This is a genomic window from Roseomonas sp. SRI_022 (assembly GCF_057586215.1).
Genome location: NZ_JBYCZL010000001.1, coordinates 224,364 through 242,275 on the forward strand (window position 1 = coordinate 224,364; position 17,912 = coordinate 242,275).

Genomic DNA, 17,912 nt, shown 5'->3' on the forward strand with positions numbered 1-17,912 from the left:
GTGGAGCGCGATGCTGGTCAGCGCGTGCCGCGCGGCGGCGACGGCAGGCTCTCGGTCTGCACGCGCGCTGCGCCGGCATTGCCGGGGGCGGGCGTGATCACCTCGCGCGGCGGGGCGGAACCCTGCGGCGCCGGCGCGGCCGTCGTGGCAGTCGGCGCGTCCGAGAACCGCATCAGCGCTGCGCGCAGCGGATCGCTGCCGGGGTTATGCGCCGCCATCTCCACCACGACCTGGCGGGCCGTGGCCTCGCGGCCGAAATAGGCGCGATTCCAGGAATCCCGTGAATCGAGGTAGCTACCATCCAGCGAGATGCCGGCGAACAGCCCGCGCGCGCGGGCGATGGTCACGATGTCGCCGCCCACCGCCGTGGTGGTCGCGCCGGAAATGCCGCGCCCGAGCGTGCCGAGCGCGATCCCGGCATCGGCGCCGAGCTTGAAGTTGTGGTTCAGCACCGCGTCGAGCGCCTTGTCGTTCATGATCAGCATCAGCACCTGCGCGTCCTGCACCCCGGCCTGGAAGCCGACCGACGCGGCGCCCATGGTGAAGAAGGCGGGCGAGGACCAGGACCCGTTGCCGTCGCGCGCGACCAGCACGCAGTCGCCGCCCTGTCCGCCGAAGATGAATCCGGCGCGGAAGACGCGCGGGCAGATCATCGCCGCCCGCGACCGGCCGAGCATCGATCGCGCATCGCCCGTCATCTCCCCGAGGTCCAGAACCTCCTGCAGGGACAGCGTGGCGCGGTCGACCAGGGCCTGCTGGTCGACCTGGGCAGAGGCGTCGCGCGGCCCGACAGCCAGGCCCAGCGCGGCGAGGGCGAGAAAGGCGAGACGGCGCATGAACCGGACCCCCCAAGTCATTGACGAGCCGATGTTCTAACCTGTCCTGCGGGGCAACACAAAGGTTTCGCAATGGCGGAAACGTGAGCGGCAGCAACCATCGCGTGCATTCATGCCGCGACCTCCGCGGCAGAGGTCCGGCGCGCCTGTTCAGTCTTCCAGCGCGGGCGGCGTCCAGGGTTCCTCGTTCACCGCTGCGACGCGCCAATCCGGCCCGTGCTTCTCGATCCGCGTCAGCGACAGGTTCTTGATGCTGAAGGTCAGCGCCTGGTCCGGCGTCAGCCCCATCGCATGGGCCAGCGCGGCGCGGATCGACCCGCCATGGGCGACGATCACCACATCCTGGCCTTCAAGCAGCGTCGCCATGCGTTCCAGCACCCCGGCGACGCGCGCCTGCACCTGGCGGAAGGTCTCGCCGCCGGGCGGTTCCTCCTCCCCCGCATGGGGCCAGAAAGGGTGGGCTGGGCGGGTCAGCAGCGCGGGCAGCGCCTCATGCGGGATGCCCTGCCAGTCGCCGAGATGCTGTTCGATCAGGTCGGGTTCGGCTTCCAGCGCGCTTTCCGGATAGCCGGCCGCGAAGATCGCCGCGGCGGTGAAGCGCGTGCGCGACAGGGTGGTGACGAACCAGCGCGCCGGCTGTGGCAGGCGGTGCGCGAGCCAGCGATAGGACGCCGCTTCCTGCCGCAGGGCGAGGTCGCACAGGGCGACGTCCATCGAACCGTAAAGCACGGCGCGGGCGGAAGGCTCCACCAGCGCATGGCGGACAAGGAAGAAGCGGGTCGGGGTCACGCGCGTCCTCTACCCCAGCCCGGCTGGGCTGGGGAGGGGGTGGCGGTCAGCGCACGACGAAGGCGCGGGCGGCGGCGACCTCCGGCCTGCCCTCGGCATCCCCGGCCACGTCGAGCAGCATCAGATGGTAGCGCCGCGCATCGTCGCGCTGCCCGGCGGCTTCGGCCGCGCGCGCCGCGCCGGCGATGGCGCGGAAGCGGCGCGGTTCGGTGCGTTGCACCGCCTCGAACTCCGCCAGGGCGGCGACGGGCTGGCCGGCTTCGAGCAGCGCCTCGGCGTAGAGCTCACGCGCCGGGGCGAGCGGGCCGGGCGTGACCACATGCTTGTCCGTGCGCGCCTCGCGCTCACCCGCGCCGCGCAGCGTCACGAGGCCCTGGTCGCGCTGCCCGGCGGCGAATTGCTGCCAGCCGAGCGCGGCCTCGCGCTGGATCGCGACCTGTTCGGCCCAATAAGGATCGCGGCCGCGCAGCGCCTCGGCGATACGGCCGAGTGTCGCGATGTCGGCATCCGCCTCGGCGGGCTGGCCGGATCGCGCGAGGCCGATGGCGCGGGCGAAATGCGTCAGGGCCTCGGTGTAGGTGAAGGCCGGTGCGGGGCGCGACACCAGTGCTGCGGCATCGGACCAGGCGGCGCGTTCCAGCGCGACCCGCGCGGGGATGGCCGCCATGGCGAAGGCATAGGCATTGCGCGTCGTCGCCGTGAAGCGCGCGGCCAGGGCCTCGCGCATCGCCACCTCAGCATCGCCGTCGCGGCCGAGCTGGAGATAGGCATAGACCATGTAGTCATAGGCATGGAGCGTGTCGTCCGGCTCCGCATTGCTCAGGGCGAGCCGGGCGGCGCGGCGGTTGCTTTCGATCGAATCCGTCCAGCGGCCGATGCGCGTGTAGATGTGCGATGGCATGTGCAGCGCATGCGGCACGTCGGCGGCGAGGCTGCCATAGCGGTCGGCGGCGCGGACGCCGCGCCCGGCCAGCGCCGGATAGTCGTAGAGATGGATCAGGTAGTGGACGATGCCGGGATGGTCCGGCTGCGCCACCAGCGCGCGTTCTAGCATCTCGGCGCCGCGCAGCGGGTCGGCGTGGCTGCGGTCGCCCGGTGCGGAGGCGACGCCGAGCAGCAGGGCGTAGAGCACCATCGCCTCGGTATCGTCGGGGAAGCGTTCCACCAGCCGGCCCATCGCATCGCGATAGGCGACGAGCCGCGCGCGATGCCCCGGCGCATCGTCACCGGCGAAGACGAGGGCGAGCGCGTCGATATAGGCCGCCTCGCGCGGGTTGCGCGCGCCGATCCGCTTCGCCTCGTCGAGCAGCGCGCGCCCGTCGCGCAAATTCTGCGGGGAGGGCGGGCTATAGGGGTTGGTCAGCAGCGTCAGCGCCTCCCCCCAATAGGCCATGGTGCAGCCGGGCTCCTGCGCGCGGACCTGCCGGAAGCCGCTGCCCGCGACCTGGTACCAGAAGGAATGCTGCAGCAGCATCGCGTGGTTGAAATCGGCCTGCGCGGCCGGGCTGCATTGCACCGGGAAGTTCACCGTGCCGAGCACGCGATGCGTCGCCCCCGCACCTGGCTGCGCCTGCGCGCTGCCGATGAGGGCCAGCACCGCCAGTCCGAATCCCGCCGATCGAAGCATCGTGGCCTCACTGCGAAGTGTGTCGCCCCCGGCGATGCTGGCCCATGCCGATGTGGCGGTTCTGTCCGGATTGCGACATCCTGTCCGCAACGCGCCAGGATGCGCGGGAGAGTCGGCCGGATGGGCCAGACTGCCGGGACTCGGATCGTCGATGACGGCCTCGTGCTGCCGGATCGCGGCATGCCGGGCAGTGTCGAACGCGCCCTGCGGCTGGTGCGCGCCCGCCTTGCGGAAGATGCCCTGGCACGACCCGGTCTGCCCGAGATGGCCGCGGCGGCGGGCGTTTCCGCACGCAGCCTGCAGCGGGATTTCGCGACGGTGCTCGGGCTTTCGCCCGGCGAGGTGGTGTTGCGGCTGCGCCTCGCGGCGGCGCGTCAAACGTTGGCGGGTGGCGATGCGCCCACGGTGCTTGCCGCAGCCTTGCGGCACGGCTTCGACCATCCCGGCCGCTTCGCCATCGCCTATCGCCGCACCTTCGGCGAGGCGCCGTCGGCGACGGTGCGGCAGAGGCGCATGCAAGCGGCCGGCGCCACGGCCGCGACGGGAACGGTCGTCGACCTGCGCCCGCTCGGCCGCGGCAGCGCCATGGATGCGGCCCAGGCCCGCCGTGCCACCGAGGATTTGGCCATCGCCATCACCCGCGCGCGCGGTCTGGTCCTGGCCGCGCCGGGCGGAACGGATGCCGGGCGGCTGCGGCTTGAAGGCCGGGTCGAGGCGGGCGAGGCCGTCCTGTCCCTGCTGCATCCGGCGAGCGGCAGCGTGGTATGGATGACGCGCCTGCGTCTGGCCCGCCGCGGCTGGGCCGATGCCGCGGCGGGCGCCCTGGTGGCCGCCATTACGCTGCGGCGGATCGACCAGGCGCGGCGCACCCCGCGACATCAGGCGGATGCCGAGACGTTGTTCCTCCGCGCCCGGCCGGCCGCGCTGGTCCGGGAGCATGGGGCGACCGACCTGGCCCTTGACCTTCTGGCGGAGGCCCTGCATCGCGACCCCGGTCATGCGCGTGCGCTCGCACTCGCCGGCTGGACCCGCGCCCAGGGCGCCAATCACAGTTTCTGGGCAGACCCCGATGCCGTGCGCGCCCTCGCAGTCGACCAGGGGCAGCGTGCCCTGGCCCTCGCGCCGGATGACCCCGAAGTGCTGATGCTCACCGCCGGCGTGATGTCACTGACGCGGCGGCTCGATGAGGCGGAACTGCTGCTGAACCGCTCCATCGCGCTCGATCCGAACCAGCCGGAAGCCTGGCGGCGGCGCGGCTACATCCAGAATTTCCGCGGCAACGGCGCGCTCGCGGCGGCGGCCTTCCAGCGGGCGCTGCGGCATTGGCCGACCGAGGACGACACGAACATGGCGGTGATCGGCCTGGGCGTCGCGCGGTTCGTGAGCAGGGACTACGCGCGGGCCGCCCGCCTGCTGACGCGCGCTGTCGAGGAGCAGCCGGCACGCACCTGGCCATACCGCTTCCTGACGGCGGCGGCGATGCACGCCGGCGCGCATGACGCCGCGAACCGCGCGCTGCTGGCGCTGCGCCATGCCTTCCCGGACCTCACGGTGGACCAATGCGCACGGTCGGGCGTCCTGCATCCGGAGGCGCTGCAGCGCGTGCTGGAAGGGTTGTCGAAGGCCGGGCTGCCGCGTTGAGCTGATCCGGCTAGGCTCGCCGCATGGACATCACCCTCCACGACGCCTGGACCCCCGGGGCGATCGGCGACATCGCCGCCCTGCATGCCCGCCACTACGCCGCGAGCCACGGCTTCGGCGCCTTCTTCGAGGCGAAGGTGGCGCGCGAGCTCGGCGATTTCCTGCTGCGCTTCGATCCGGCGCGCGACGTGTTCCGCTGTGCGACGGGGCAAGGGCGGGTGCTGGGCTCGCTGGTGCTCGATTGCGGGGAGCACCCGGATTCGGCGCATCTGCGCTGGTTCATCATGGATCCCGCGCTGCGTGGGCGCGGGCTGGGGCGGCGCTGGCTGGACGAAGCGGTTTCCCAGGCGCGGCAGGTCGGGGCGCCGCAGATCCATCTCTGGACGCTCGCCGGGCTGGATGCCGCCGCGCATCTCTATGAGGCTGCCGGCTTCACCCTTACCGATGAGGTCGAGGCCGAGCAATGGGGCCGCCGCGTCACCGAGCGGCGGCTGGTGCTGCCGCTCACTCCCCGATGTTGAGCAGCGCGCCGCGCACCCGCGCGGCCTGGAACTGTGCCAGGAAGATCCAGGCGGCGAGTGCCATCCAGACCACATCCAGCAGCACCGCCCAGCCCAGGTGGTCCCAGGCGATGACGCCATGGGTGAGCGCCGCGCGCATGCCCTCGAACACATGCGCCGCCGGAATGGCGAGCGCGACGGGCTGCAGCCAGCCCGGCAGGATCGCGACCGGGTAGAACACCGCCGCGAAGGGCGCGATGCCGAACATCACGCCCCAGGCCAGCGCCTCCGCCCCCGCGCCATGGCGCAGGATCAGCGCGGTGACGGCGAGCGCGACCGCCCATCCCATGGCCATCAGCGCGAAGACATAGGCGACCAGCACCGGCCCCAGCGTCCACACCCCGAAGCCGTAGAGGAAGAAGGCCAGCACCATGGCCGGCGCGACGGCCGCGACGGTGCGCAGCACGCTCATCGCCGCGAGCCCCGCCACCAGTTCCCAGGGCCGCAGCGGCGAGACGAACAGGTGCCCGAGATTGCGTGACCACACTTCCTCGAGGAAGGAGATGGCGAAGCCCATCTGGCTGCGCAGCGTCACCTCCCACAGCAGCACGCCACCGAGCAGCACGCCGGCCGCGACCGAGGCGGTATTGCCCTGCACGCCCGCGAGATAGGCGGTGATGAAACCCCACACGATCATCTGCAGCACGGGCCAGTACATGAGTTCCAGCAACCGCGGCCAGGACCCGCGATAGAGCGCAAGGTGCCGGTACATCAGCCCCCAGATGCGGCGCGCCGGGGAGCCCTGTTGCGTGTGGCTCCGATTCAGGCCTTCGGTGCCGGTCATGCCGCGGCCTCTCGCGTCCGGCCACGCGCGATGTCCAGGAACACCTCCTCCAGGTCGTCACGCCCGTAGCGCCGCAGCAAATCGTCCGGGCTGCCCGCGTCCACAACCTGCCCACCTTTCAGCATGAGGACATGGGAGCAAAGCCGCTCGACCTCCCCCATGTTGTGGCTGGCGAGCAGCATCGCCGCGCCGCTTTCCGCGCGATACCGCTCCAGCGCGCTGCGCACCCAATCCCCGGTATCGGGGTCGAGGCTCGCCGTCGGCTCATCAAGCAGCAGCAGCGCCGGCCGGTTGATCAGCGACTTGGCGAGTGCGACGCGCGTCTTCTGCCCGGCCGACAACTGCCCGGCCGGCCGCTTCGCGAAGTCGGTCAGCGCGAAATCCTCCAGCAGTTGCGCGATGCGCCGCTTGCTGTCCGGCACGCCGTAGAGATGCGCATAGACGCGCAGATTCTCCTCCACAGTCAGGCGGTGCGGCAGCGCGATGTAGGGGGAGGAGAAATTCATCCCGGCCAGCGCGGCGAAGCGGTCCGTCGCCATGTCATGGCCCAGCGCCACGACGCGCCCCGCGCTCGGCACCAGCAGGCCGAGCAGCATGGCGATGGTGGTGGACTTGCCCGCGCCATTGCCGCCGAGCAGCCCCCAGGTCACGCCCATTGGCATGGTGAAGGACAGCCCGTCGACCGCCGGCTTATCGCCGAGGCGGTAGGTCTTGGTCAGGCCCTCGACGAGCAGTGCCGGCGTTTCCATGACGCCGCATATCGGCCCTCCCACCGCCGGCGCCAAGCGGTGCCCATCAACCGGCGGGCCGACGGCTTTCGATCAGGCGGCCCTGGAACAGGGTGATGCCCATTTCCCAGCCCCAGGCGATGGCGGCGGGGCGATCGACGCCGGACAGCACGACGGCTTCGGGCCCTGCAGGGAAGGCGGCGCGCAGCGCCTCCGCTGCCGGGGTGCCGAGCGGCGGCAGCGCCGCGGACCAGCGCAACCGCAGCCGATCGATCCCCGCGCGCACCGGCGGCAGGGCAAGCAGCGCCGCAGGCCCCACCGCACCCAGCATCGGCCGGTGCCCGCGTGCCACAAGCAGGTCCCGCGCGAAAATGAAGCCAGCCGGATCCATCGCCATGTCGTCCGACGCCAGCGCGATGGTGAGCGCCCCGCGCAGCGCCGCCGGCCACATCGCATCGAGGCGCAGGAAGTCCCGCGATGTCACCGCCTCCACCCCCAGTGCGAGGCAAAGCGGCCCGATGCCACGCAATTCCTCCGTCCGCGCCAGGCCGGCAAGCAGCCGGCGGTCGAGCAGGCGCCGCAACCGCCGCGATAGGGCCGGCGCCAGGCCCAGTTCGACGCCGGGCAACAGCGCATCGCGTACATCCCGCAACGACAGGCGCCGGTCCTCGCCGAGCGGTTCGGGCGCGCCGCCGTCCGGCGTCAGGCGGCAGATCTTCTGCCGCCGCAGGAAGGCAGAGACGTCGGCCGAAGCGAGCGCCCGTTCGGCGCCCGCGATGGCATCGCCATCCGGCGCACGGCCCATTGGCTGCGGAACCGCGGCACGCATGGCGGCGACCAGGCCGAGCGCCTCCTCCACCGCCGCCAGCACCGCCGCGGCCTGACCGGGGAGGCGCAGCAGGCTGATCGCCGCCGCGGCTTCGTGCGGATCCAGCATGCCGGCAAGGCTGCGTTCGGCTTCGATCAGGTGGTGGCCGGGCAGCGCTTCGACGGCAACCAAGCCGCCGCGCGGCAACTCGAAAACGCGCGTGCGGGAGGTGCGGCGCAGCGCATCCCACGCGCTGTGCAGCATGGCGATCTGAGGACCACGGCGGCGCGCGGGTGCAAGGTGCTGCGGACGGAACAACAGCAGGTTCCGTTCCACTCCGGCGGCCACCGTGTCCCTCACCAGCCCAGCCAATGCGACCGCGCCCGCGGCGCCGGGCGGCGGGCCGAGCGCACCGAGGACCGGCACCTCCTCGAGGATCATGCGACAGCCTCGTGCGGCGGCAGCAGCGCGGCGAGCAGTGGCAGCGCGGCACAGCCGGCGCGGCCTTCAGCCGTCGCCGCACGCCCGCGGGCGGCGCAAGTGCTGCGCGTGCAGGGACCGGCCTGCGGGCAGACGGCCATCCGCCGCGCGGCGAATAGCGCATCGATCCAGGGCCCGGTGAAGCGCCTGATGCCGATCGAGACGCCCCATTCCACGGCTGCCGCGCCATCGCAGCGCGTCAGCACCAGCCGCATGGGGTCCACCCGGCGTAGCGCGGCGGCGACCGCGCGTCCTGCGATCGGCGGGGACCAATGCAGCAGCAGTACGTCGGCGGGCAGCGCCTCGGGCGCCAGCAGCGCGAGCGCCGCCGCATCGAGCCCGCGAACCGCCAGCCCCCAGCCCGCCTGGCGCAACGCCGCGCGGCGGCCGGCCAGCCCTTCGGCCATGGCCTCGGCCGCGGTGAGGGTGGCGATCAGGGCGGGGGCAATGCCTGGCTCCTCGGCCGGTGCCGCGGCGGGCATGTCGGGCAGCAGAGACAGCGGCAGGTCGATGAGCAACGGCACGGCCGGGATGGCGCCGAGCAGCGCGTCCCGCCGCCCCGGTTCCGCGAGGGCCGCGAGCAGCCGGCCGCGCAGCCGGTCCCGCGCATGGCGCGCGAGGTCGGCATCCGCCGCCGCCGCGCCGAGATGTGGCGCCAGCGCCGCGCCGGACAGCCGTAGCCGCAGCAGCGCGAGCCGCTGCGGCAGGCCGGCCGCGAGATGCAGCACGCCCTCCCGCCGCAGCAGGGCGGCCAGCGGGGCGGCATCGGCCAGGGCCTCGATGCCGGTGGCGGCGGGCAGGATCGCGCCCTCGGGAAGGGCGGGTGCCAAGCCCGGCAAGGCCAAGAGGGCGCCAACCGCCCCGGGCAGGTCGAACCGCTCCGGCGGGCTGCCGAGCAGGCGTTCCAGCAATGCGGCGACGCGCGTCGCGTCGGCGGCATCGGCGTCGGTCAGCAGCAGGTCGCCCCCGGCGGTTTCGAGCACCGCGCCGCCGCACGGCCGGCCTGCTTCCTCAAGCAGGGCGAGGGCAACGCGCCGGTGCGCCGGCGACCCCGGGGCTGCAAGCCGCAGCGCGACGCGGCCTGGCGGCCCGCGCAGGGCGCGCCGGATCGCGTCGGGGCCTGGCCCGGCGGCGCTGTCGAGAACGGCGGAACTGTCCTGCCCGTGCATCCCCTGCATCCTGCGCAGGCGCGGCGGACGGCCCGCGCGCCGGCCCAGCATCGGCCCGGCGGGGTGAAGGAAACGTTGCGCGAAAGCCCATCGAAAAGGACGGCCAGATCCACTATATTGCGTGAAGTTCATGTCGGAGACGCCAAGATCAATGCGCCGTACCGCAACCTTCCTGACCGCGCTTGCCGCCCTTGCCCTGGTGCTGGCGCCGATGCTGGCCGAGGCCCGGCCGGGCGGCGGCGGTTCCTCCGGTAGCCGCGGCAGCCGGACCTATTCCGCCCCGCCGGCCACAACGACCGCGCCAAGCGGGGCACAGCGCTTCGACCGCACGGCGACGCAGCCCGGCACCCCCAACGTCACGCCCCGCCCGGGCACGGCGCCGGGGACGGCCGCGCCGCAGCGCGGCTTCTTCGGGTCCTTCGGCGGCGCGCTGTTGGCCGGTGGCTTGATCGGCGGGCTGCTCGGCTTCGGGCTGTTCGGCGGCGGGGCCGGCTTCGGCGCCATGCTCGGCATGCTGCTGCAGATCGCGCTGATCGGCTTCGCGGTGATGTTCGTGGTGCGGCTGATCCGCAGCCGTCGCGCCGCGACCGCCGGCGGCCCGCAGCAGGGCTATGCCTATCAGGCGCAGCCCGAACCGAAGCAGTTCGGTGGCATGGGTGGCATGAAGGCGGCCGAGCCTGTCCGCGCGGGTGGTCCGTTAGAGATCGGCGCCGGCGACTACCAGGCCTTCGAGCAGACGCTGAAGGATGTGAACGCTGCCTGGTCCAAGCGCGACCTGACCGCGCTGCGCGCCGTCGCGACGCCCGAGATGGTGTCCTACTTCGCGCAGGACCTGCGTGACCTCGAGGCGCGCAACTGGCGCAACGAGACGCGCGACGTGCGGCTGGAACAGGGCGACCTGTCGGAAGCCTGGAACGAGGATGGCGAGGACTACGCCACCGTCGCCATGCGCTTCTCGATGCTGGACGCGACCTTCGACAACGCGACCAACAAGGTCATCGAGGGCAGCACCACGCAGCGCACCGAGGCGGTCGAACTCTGGACCTTCGTGCGCAAGGGTCCAGGCGGGCAATGGATGCTCTCGGGTATCCAGCAGACGCAGACCGCCTGACACGGGTCACAGCGAAATGTGATGGGGCCGGGGGAGGATGCTTCCCCGGCCCTTTCTTATGACCGAGAGGGGCGCCGCCCCTCTCGGGCTCACCCCGCCAAATGCCAGTGGCATTTGGAATGCCGTCACTTGGCACCGGGCGCCGCTGTCAGGGCGATTCCGAAGGCCCGCCTTGGCGCCCCACGATCGGCAGGAGAATTGGCGCAGCCGTCTTGCCCAGCGCCAGGTCCCGGCATTCCAAAGGGCACTGCCCTTTGGCAGGGTGGTCTGGAGGGGCAGCGCCCCTCCAGCATCTCAAGCCCCTTCGCACCCCTTCGCGCGCAGCGCCGCCAGCACCCAGGCGCGGTCGTAGGTTCCCGCGTCGATCGCCGCCTGCGCCTTCTGTTCCTTGGCGTTGTGCGCCTCGGCGAGCGCGATGACCGCGGCAGCCTCGGCGCGCGGCACCACCACCACGCCATCGGCATCCGCGACGATCAGGTCGCCGGGCATCACCACCTGCCCGCCGCAGGAAACCGGGTGGCCGATCTCGCCCGGCCCGTCCTTGTAGGGGCCGGAGGGTGTGGCGCCGCAGGCCCAGACGCCGATATCCATCGCCGCCAGCGCATCGACGTCACGCACCGCGCCATCCAGCACAATGCCCTGCACGCCGCGCTTCTGCGCGTGTCCGATCATGAGCTCGCCCATCAGCGCGATGGCGAGATCGCCGCCGCCGTCACCGACGATGATGTCGCCAGGTGCCGCCATGTCGCAGGCGCGATGCAGCAGCAGGTTGTCGCCCGACCGCGCGCGGACGGTGAAGGCCGGACCGGCGATGACCTTCCTGCCGCCGAAGGGGCGGAAGCCGCCGCGCATGGTCTGCATCCGGGACATGACGTCGCCGATATTGGCGGCGGGGAGCTTCGCCGCGCGGGCGATCAGCGCGGGTTCGACGCGCTGGGTGACGGGGGCGATACGAAAGCCGATGGGCATGAGGCTGCTGAATCCTGGGCCTGGGAAACGGGCGCGCAATCCAGCACGCGCCGCCTGGGCCGGCCAGGGCCACCAACGCGACATAAAGGCCACTTTACGATTTTAGGATTTTAAGCCTTTATTTGGGCTGCCGGGCCGGGCGCACGACCGCCCCTCGATGATTGGAACATACAGAGAACAAGCCCTGAAATCCAGGGCAATATGGCCCCGGCACCCCTCACGGCACCACGATCCGCATCGGCCGCCGTGCCGCCTCGATCGCCACCGGCAGGCAGCCTGCCGCATCGCCGTCCGCCTGGGCCGGGATACCGCCACCTTCCAACCGCACCGACCGCGCGCGCCGGATCTCCACCCCCCGCAGCCGCGGCAGCAGCCCGAGCGGCAGCGCCGCGCCATAGCGCATCGCCGCGACCACCCCGGCGTCGCGGAACAGGGCGACATGGAAGCCCTCGGCACGCGGATCGGCGCCGGGCGCGAGCAGGAAGCGCCCCGCATAGAGCCGCCCCTTGGTGATGATCACGCTCGCCGCGTCCTCCGCGCTGCCGTCGATGACCGCGCGGATCGGCGCGAACCCGTAGCGCGGCATCTCCCGCAGCGTCTGCCAGACATAAGCACCCTTGCCGATCACCCGCTTCAGCGGTGCGGACAGGTTGTGCACCACTGCCGCGTCGAAGCCGGCGCCGAGCATCTGCACGAACAGCAGCTCCCGCCCATCCGCATAGCGCGCGAGCCCGGGATGCAGCAGCGCGGTGCGCCCCAACGCCAGCACCGCCGCTGCTTGCCCAGGCGCGCGCGGAATGCCGAGTTCCAGCGCCAGCACATTCGCCGTGCCCAGCGGCAGCACGCCAAGCGCCGTCTCCGACCCGGACAGGCCATCGGCGACTTCCGCGATGGTGCCGTCGCCGCCCGCCGCCACCACGACCGGCACGCCGGCCTTCGCGGCGTCGCGTGCGATCTCCACCGCATGGCCGCGCCGCGCGGTGTCCGCGACCTCGGGCCGCAGCCCGACCCCGCGCATCAGGTCGAGGGCGGCGAGCAGCCGGCGGCGACGGCGCGCGCCCGCGGCGGGGTTGAAGACGATCAGCATACGCGTCGGCATGAGGCAGGGCTTCTGGCGTGTGACGATGACGATTCGGCGTCGCTTCGGCGACCGTCGCATGACATGGCGCCGCGCCAACACGTTCCGCCACATGCTTCATTCAAGATTCACGCGCGCGCGTCGCGCGCCACGCTATCGCCGCGCGCAACTGCAGCACGCCGCCGGGATTCGCGTGACAGCCCGGTGACGCCACGGAGACCGTGACGGATGCATGACGCCAGCCCTCGCCGCCGCTACCGCAGCATCTTCCTCTCGGATGTCCATCTCGGCACCAAGGGCGCTCGCGGCGATTTTCTGGTGGATTTCCTGCGCAAGGTGGAATGCGAGCGGCTTTACCTGGTCGGCGATATCGTCGATGGCTGGCGGCTGAAGAAATCCTGGTACTGGGATGCCGACCATGACGAGGTGATCCGCCTGGTGCTGCGCATGGCGCGCCACGGCACCGAGGTCATCTACATCCCCGGCAACCACGACGAGATGTTCCGCGACTGGCTGGGCCTCGAAGTCGCGGGCGTGAAGCTGATGCGCGAGGCTGAGCACACCGCCGCCGATGGCCGCCGCTTCCTGGTGATCCATGGCGACGAGTTCGACGGCGTGATCCGCTACGCCAAGGTCATCGCCCATCTCGGCGACTGGGCCTATGACTGGGCGCTGACGATGAACCGCTGGTTCAACGCGGCGCGGCGGCGCTTCGGCTATCCCTACTGGTCGCTGTCGCAATGGCTGAAGCGGCAGGTGAAGGAAGCGGTGAAGGCGATCGACCGCTTCGAGACGGCGCTCGCCACTGAAGCGCGGCGTCGCGGCCTGGACGGCGTGATCTGCGGCCACATCCATCATGCCGAGATGCGCACCGTCCATGGCGTGCTCTACATGAATGACGGCGACTGGGTGGAATCCTGCACCGCCCTGGTCGAACACGCCGATGGCCGGTTCGAGTTGGTGGACTGGGTGCAGGAGAACCGCCTGTCCTTCGCCCGCACTCCGCGCCGCGCCGCCGCGGCGATGCCGGCGGCCTGATGCCGATGGATGACGCCGGCGCGGCGCGACAGGCCGCGGATTGCATTGGCGCGCATCGGGCGCCGCTGCGCATCCTGATCGTCTCCGACGCCTGGTTCCCCCAGGTTAACGGTGTGGTGCGCACCATGTCGATCGTCGCCGACCATCTGCGCGCCGGTGGCGACACGGTGGAGGTGATCGGACCCGACCGCTTCGTGAACGTCCCGATGCCCGGCTATGCGGAAATCCGCCTTGCCATCGCGCCGGGGCGACGGCTCGCGAAGCTGGTCGATGCCTTCGCGCCTGAGGTTGTGCACATCGCCACAGAAGGCCCGCTCGGCTGGGCGATGCGGGCGATCTGCCGCAAGCGTGGCTGGCCCTTCACCACCGCCTTCCACACGCGCTTTCCCGAATACCTGCATGCCCGCACGCGCATCCCGCTGTCCTGGTCCTGGGCGGTGATGCGGCGCTTCCACGAGGCCGGCGCCGGTACCTTCGCCGCGACGCAGTCGCTGCGCGACGAACTGGCGCGGCGCGGCTTCACCAAGGTGCGTGCCTGGACGCGCGGGGTCGATCTCGCGCGCTTCCGGCCCGAACCGCGCGAGGCCTGGGATGGTTTACAGCGGCCGGTCTTCCTCTATGCCGGGCGCGTCGCGGTGGAGAAGAACATCGAGGCGTTCCTCGCCCTCGACCTGCCTGGCACCAAGGTCGTGGTCGGCGACGGGCCGGCGCGGGAAGGGCTGATGAAGCGCTTTCCGGCCGCGCATTTCACCGGGTACCGCGACAACGGGAAGCTGGCGCGGTCCTATGCCGGGGCGGATGTCTTCGTCTTTCCGTCGCGCACGGACACCTTCGGGCTGGTGCTGCTGGAGGCTCTGGCCTCGGGCACGCCGGTCGCGGCCTTTCCGGTGACCGGGCCGCGCGATGTGCTCACGGATCCGCGAATCGGCGCGCTGGACGAGGATCTGCGTGGCGCCTGTTTACGTGCGCTGGATGCCGATCGCGCGGCCTGCCGGGCGCATGCGGAAGCGTGGTCGTGGGAAGCCTGTGCCGCTCAGTTCCGTGCCGCGCTGGTTCCGGTTGCGGCACGGTGAAACGACGAAGGCCGGGGACGGGGAACCTCCCTGCACCTCCGCCCTTGCCGGCATCGATGTCGCGACCGCCCGTTCGGGACGGGCGACACCGAGGTTCGGGCGGGGTGCTGGCGGTGGCCCCGCTGGCGCCGGGATCGCGCCAGAGGTGCATCCGGCATTCCGACTTCACGCAACAGTGTACATCGATGGCCGATTAACATGTTACGATAGTATAACATAAGTCCCTGCACCAGGGACGGGGAGGTGGACGATGGAACCGATTATCGTCTCCGACGAACAAGGCGTGCCCCGCAACGTCACCTTCCCCGGGGGCCTGGCACTTGAACCGCAGCGCGAGCTGGCGGCGCAGGCCGAAGCAGGCGCCTTCCTCGAGCGCAGCGGCAAGCTGCTGGCGCTGCGGCCCGAGCTTCTGAGTGGCCTCGGCAAGCGGATCGCGGACCTCCCGGAGGCCGACCTCGGCGAGCTGCGGCTCGAACGCGAGAAGCAGGTGATGGACCAGGTGGTCGTCGCCTACAGCCAGACGTATTTCGGCCTGCCGGTGGTTGGCGCCGGTGCCAGTGTGGTGCTGCGCGACCGCCCCCGCGCCGTGCTGGCCGCCAGTTCAACGGTCGAGCATGGGCTCAAGGTCCAGCGGCCGACCGACGAGGCCGTGAAGCGGGCGCTTGCGCTGATCGCACGGGCCGGTGGCGTGCAACCCCGGGCGAGCCTCACCGAATTCGGCCTGGCGGCGCCGCAGGACGGGCTGGACGACACGCAGCGGGACACCCGCATGAACGCGGCGCGTCTCGTGATCTTCCGTTTCTCCGCGCGCCGGCGCCAGGGCGGCCACCCGCGCGACCCGGGCACGACGCCCGGCCGGGAGCCCGGGCTGACCGAGGCGCCACTGCCGAGCATCCCGCTGCCGCCGCTGCCCGATGGCATCGAGGACGGCGCGGCCTATGTCGCGGTCGAGATCTACCTCACCATGACGACGCCGGCCTGGGGCCGGCTGAATTGGGTCCTCTACCTCGATGTCGGAACGCTCGGCGTCCTGATGATGGCGCCGCTGGTCGACCATGCGACTGCGATGGTGTTCCTGCGCGACCCGAGCACGAAGGGCAGCGCCTTCACGCCCGCGGCGACCGCCGCCCAGCTGAACCCGCTGCGGGACAGCGTCACGCTGCCGGGGCTCGGCGCGCCCGTTGCCGGCGTGCAGGCCCTCAGCGGCGATTTCGTCCGCATCGTGGACGCGGTCGCGCCGACGGTGGCGGTGCCGACCACCGCGGCGCCCTTCAGCTTCGCCTACGATACGCGCACCAACAACTTCGCTGCCGCCAACGCGTATTATCAGAACGACCGCTTCTTCCGCATGGTGCGCGACCTTGGCTTCGACGTGCCGACCTACTTCAACGGCACGACCTTTCCCGTGCAGGTCGACCATCGCGGCTTCGGGGGCAACGTCATCAACGCCCGCTGCCCGGGAAACGCCATCGGCAACGGCATCGGCACCGTGGAATACGCACTGGCCGACCTCACCGACACCGGCAATCCCATGGGCATCGCGGCGGACTGGAGGGTCACGCTGCACGAGCTCGCCGGACACGGCATTCTCTGGGATCATGTCAATTCGCCGAACTTCGGCTTCGCGCACAGTGCCGGAGACAGCTTCGCGGCGATCCTGAACGACCCGGGCTCGGCCGCGGCCGACCGCTTCCTGACCTTCCCATGGATCAGCGGCGTCATCGCCCGCAGGCACGACCGGACGCCCGCCGCCGGTTGGGGCTGGGGCGGGGCCAACGACGTCGGCGGCTACAGCAGCGAGCAGGTGTTGAGCAGCACGCTGTTCCGGCTCTACCGATCGATCGGCGGCGATTCCGGTTCGGTGCCGCGGCGCGAATTCGCCGCCCGCACCGCCGCGTATCTGATCCTGCGGGCTGTCGGGCTGCTGACACCGGCGACCAACCCGGGGAACGCCGGCGGCCTCGAGCAGGCGCTGGAGACCGCGGACGCCGGCGTCTGGGTCTCGACCAACCCCGCGGAAACCCATGCCGGCGGTGCGTATTGGAAGGTCATCCGCTGGGCCTTCGAGAAGCAGGGGCTGTTCAAGGCACCGGGCGCGCCGACCACGGCCGAAGGAGCCCCGCCGCCGGTCGACGTCTACATCGATGACGGCCGTGGCGGACAGTATCCGTTCCTCGCCAACCATTGGAGTTGCACCGACATCTGGAACCGCCGGACCTCGGGCGCCGGCGGTGGCGTGCATCAGGAGCCCGTGGTCGGTGTCACGAACTACGCCTATGTGCGGATCCGCAATCGCGGCACGCAGGCGGCGACCGGGATCACGGTGAAGGGCTTCCATTGCCTGCCCGGCGTAGGCCTGGTCTATCCGGACGACTGGGCCCCGATGACGACCGCGCAGCTTTCGGCGCCCAATCTCGCGGCGAACGACACGACGGGCGTGGTGGTCGGTCCCTTCGAATGGACGCCGTCGCAGGTCGGCCACGAATGCATGTTCTTCAGCGTCTCGGCGACCGGCGATGCAAGCAACATCGACGGCCGCATCACTGGATCAATTCCGGAATGGCGTCTGGTGCCGCACGACAACAACATCGGCCAGCGCAACGTGCATCCGGTGCCAATCGCGCTGACCCGCGCCGATCTTGCGCGGCGGAGCTTCTGGCTGCGCAATCCGTTCGATCGCAACGTGCGGGTGGTGCTCTCGGCGCAACTGCCCGCGGTGCTGCAGAAGCTCGGCTGGAAGCTTGCCTTCGTGTCGGCGGGCGGCGGCGCCTTCGGCATGGCGGCCGGTGCGACGAAGGAGATCGTCTTCGCGATGGAGGGCGGCAGGCCGCTCGACAGGGCGATCTTGCCGGCGGCGGCCGAGGAGCGGCAGGTCGTGGTGACGGTCGAGGCCGACGGCATCCCGCTTGGCGGCATGACCTACGTTCTCGATCCCGACTTCGACCCGGGCAAGGATCAGCCCGCCGGGCCAGGCCCCCGCGGTGCCGAGCCTGGGCCTGACCCCTGCGCGGTCGACGCAGCGGCGCTGCTCAAATGCCTGAGGCTGGACGGCACGACCATCGAATGCGTCGAAGTGCGCAAGGTGACGGTCGACATCACGTTCAAGCCGCGTTGCTGCTGACCAGGCCCCGCGCAGGCGCGCGGGCCTGCCCCGGGGTGACCACCCAATTCGGGTGGTCACCCTGGCGAGCAATGTCTCCCGGCTGACGACGCGGCGGCGT

The 17,912-nt window shown here is 71.4% G+C and carries 15 protein-coding genes; 6 read left to right on the plus strand and 9 right to left on the minus strand.

The annotated features are described in order from the left end of the window. Window positions 1-17: 17 nt before the first annotated feature. From AC2YHJ_RS01045 to AC2YHJ_RS01055, 3 genes are all read right to left on the minus strand, one after another. Entirely contained in the window at window positions 18-836 is an 819-nt protein-coding gene (locus tag AC2YHJ_RS01045; protein WP_487393442.1) for a lipid-binding SYLF domain-containing protein, read from the minus strand. A gap of 150 nt (window positions 837-986) precedes the next feature. Further along, window positions 987-1,625, minus strand: coding sequence for a histidine phosphatase family protein (locus AC2YHJ_RS01050; RefSeq protein ID WP_487393443.1), 639 nt, complete (start codon window positions 1,623-1,625; stop codon window positions 987-989). 46 nt (window positions 1,626-1,671) lie between these two features. Further along, window positions 1,672-3,252, minus strand: a complete 1,581-nt coding sequence (locus tag AC2YHJ_RS01055) for a tetratricopeptide repeat protein (RefSeq protein WP_487393444.1) — start codon at window positions 3,250-3,252, stop codon at window positions 1,672-1,674. Window positions 3,253-3,372: 120 nt separating this feature from the next. Here AC2YHJ_RS01055 and AC2YHJ_RS01060 point away from each other — a divergent pair, with 120 nt between their 5' ends. Beyond that, complete coding sequence (locus tag AC2YHJ_RS01060; RefSeq protein ID WP_487393445.1) at window positions 3,373-4,893, plus strand: helix-turn-helix domain-containing protein; 1,521 nt, start codon at window positions 3,373-3,375, stop codon at window positions 4,891-4,893. 23 nt (window positions 4,894-4,916) lie between these two features. Further along, the gene (locus tag AC2YHJ_RS01065; protein ID WP_487393446.1) at window positions 4,917-5,414 is read left to right on the plus strand and encodes a GNAT family N-acetyltransferase; all 498 of its coding nucleotides are present in this window, start codon (window positions 4,917-4,919) and stop codon (window positions 5,412-5,414) included. Here AC2YHJ_RS01065 and AC2YHJ_RS01070 read toward each other — a convergent pair. From AC2YHJ_RS01070 to AC2YHJ_RS01085, 4 genes are read right to left on the minus strand one after another with little or no spacing between them, the layout of a single operon-like run. Then, a complete protein-coding gene (locus AC2YHJ_RS01070; RefSeq protein ID WP_487393447.1) occupies window positions 5,398-6,237 on the minus strand; it encodes an ABC transporter permease in 840 nt (279 codons plus the stop codon). The two genes, AC2YHJ_RS01065 and AC2YHJ_RS01070, sit on opposite strands and share 17 nt — an antisense overlap. Next, window positions 6,234-6,986, minus strand: a complete 753-nt coding sequence (locus tag AC2YHJ_RS01075) for an ABC transporter ATP-binding protein (RefSeq protein WP_487393448.1) — start codon at window positions 6,984-6,986, stop codon at window positions 6,234-6,236. Before AC2YHJ_RS01075 ends, AC2YHJ_RS01070 begins: the two co-directional genes overlap by 4 nt. 46 nt (window positions 6,987-7,032) lie before the next feature. After that, complete coding sequence (locus AC2YHJ_RS01080; RefSeq protein WP_487393449.1) at window positions 7,033-8,214, minus strand: hypothetical protein; 1,182 nt, start codon at window positions 8,212-8,214, stop codon at window positions 7,033-7,035. Then, window positions 8,211-9,422 (minus strand): hypothetical protein, encoded by a 1,212-nt coding sequence (locus tag AC2YHJ_RS01085; protein ID WP_487393450.1) that lies wholly within the window; start codon window positions 9,420-9,422, stop codon window positions 8,211-8,213. The genes AC2YHJ_RS01080 and AC2YHJ_RS01085 overlap by 4 nt, the downstream gene beginning before the upstream one ends. 151 nt (window positions 9,423-9,573) lie before the next feature. On the opposite strand from AC2YHJ_RS01085, the gene AC2YHJ_RS01090 reads away from it, so the two are divergent. Continuing rightward, a complete protein-coding gene (locus AC2YHJ_RS01090; RefSeq protein ID WP_487393451.1) occupies window positions 9,574-10,533 on the plus strand; it encodes a TIM44-like domain-containing protein in 960 nt (319 codons plus the stop codon). Window positions 10,534-10,827: 294 nt separating this feature from the next. Here AC2YHJ_RS01090 and AC2YHJ_RS01095 read toward each other — a convergent pair whose 3' ends face one another. After that, a complete protein-coding gene (locus AC2YHJ_RS01095) occupies window positions 10,828-11,502 on the minus strand; it encodes an RraA family protein (protein ID WP_487393452.1) in 675 nt (224 codons plus the stop codon). Window positions 11,503-11,719: 217 nt separating this feature from the next. After that, window positions 11,720-12,601, minus strand: a complete 882-nt coding sequence (locus tag AC2YHJ_RS01100) for a diacylglycerol/lipid kinase family protein (RefSeq protein WP_487393453.1) — start codon at window positions 12,599-12,601, stop codon at window positions 11,720-11,722. Between the two features lie 207 nt (window positions 12,602-12,808). On the opposite strand from AC2YHJ_RS01100, the gene AC2YHJ_RS01105 reads away from it, so the two are divergent. The 3 genes from AC2YHJ_RS01105 (at window position 12,809) to AC2YHJ_RS01115 (ending at window position 17,812) form a co-directional block, all read left to right on the plus strand. Further along, on the plus strand, window positions 12,809-13,618 hold the full coding sequence (locus AC2YHJ_RS01105; RefSeq protein ID WP_487393454.1) for a UDP-2,3-diacylglucosamine diphosphatase: 810 nt from the start codon (window positions 12,809-12,811) through the stop codon (window positions 13,616-13,618). Window positions 13,619-13,623: 5 nt separating this feature from the next. After that, window positions 13,624-14,691 (plus strand): glycosyltransferase family 4 protein, encoded by a 1,068-nt coding sequence (locus AC2YHJ_RS01110; protein WP_487393585.1) that lies wholly within the window; start codon window positions 13,624-13,626, stop codon window positions 14,689-14,691. Between the two features lie 250 nt (window positions 14,692-14,941). Further along, entirely contained in the window at window positions 14,942-17,812 is a 2,871-nt protein-coding gene (locus AC2YHJ_RS01115; RefSeq protein WP_487393455.1) for a hypothetical protein, read from the plus strand. Window positions 17,813-17,912: the final 100 nt, after the last annotated feature.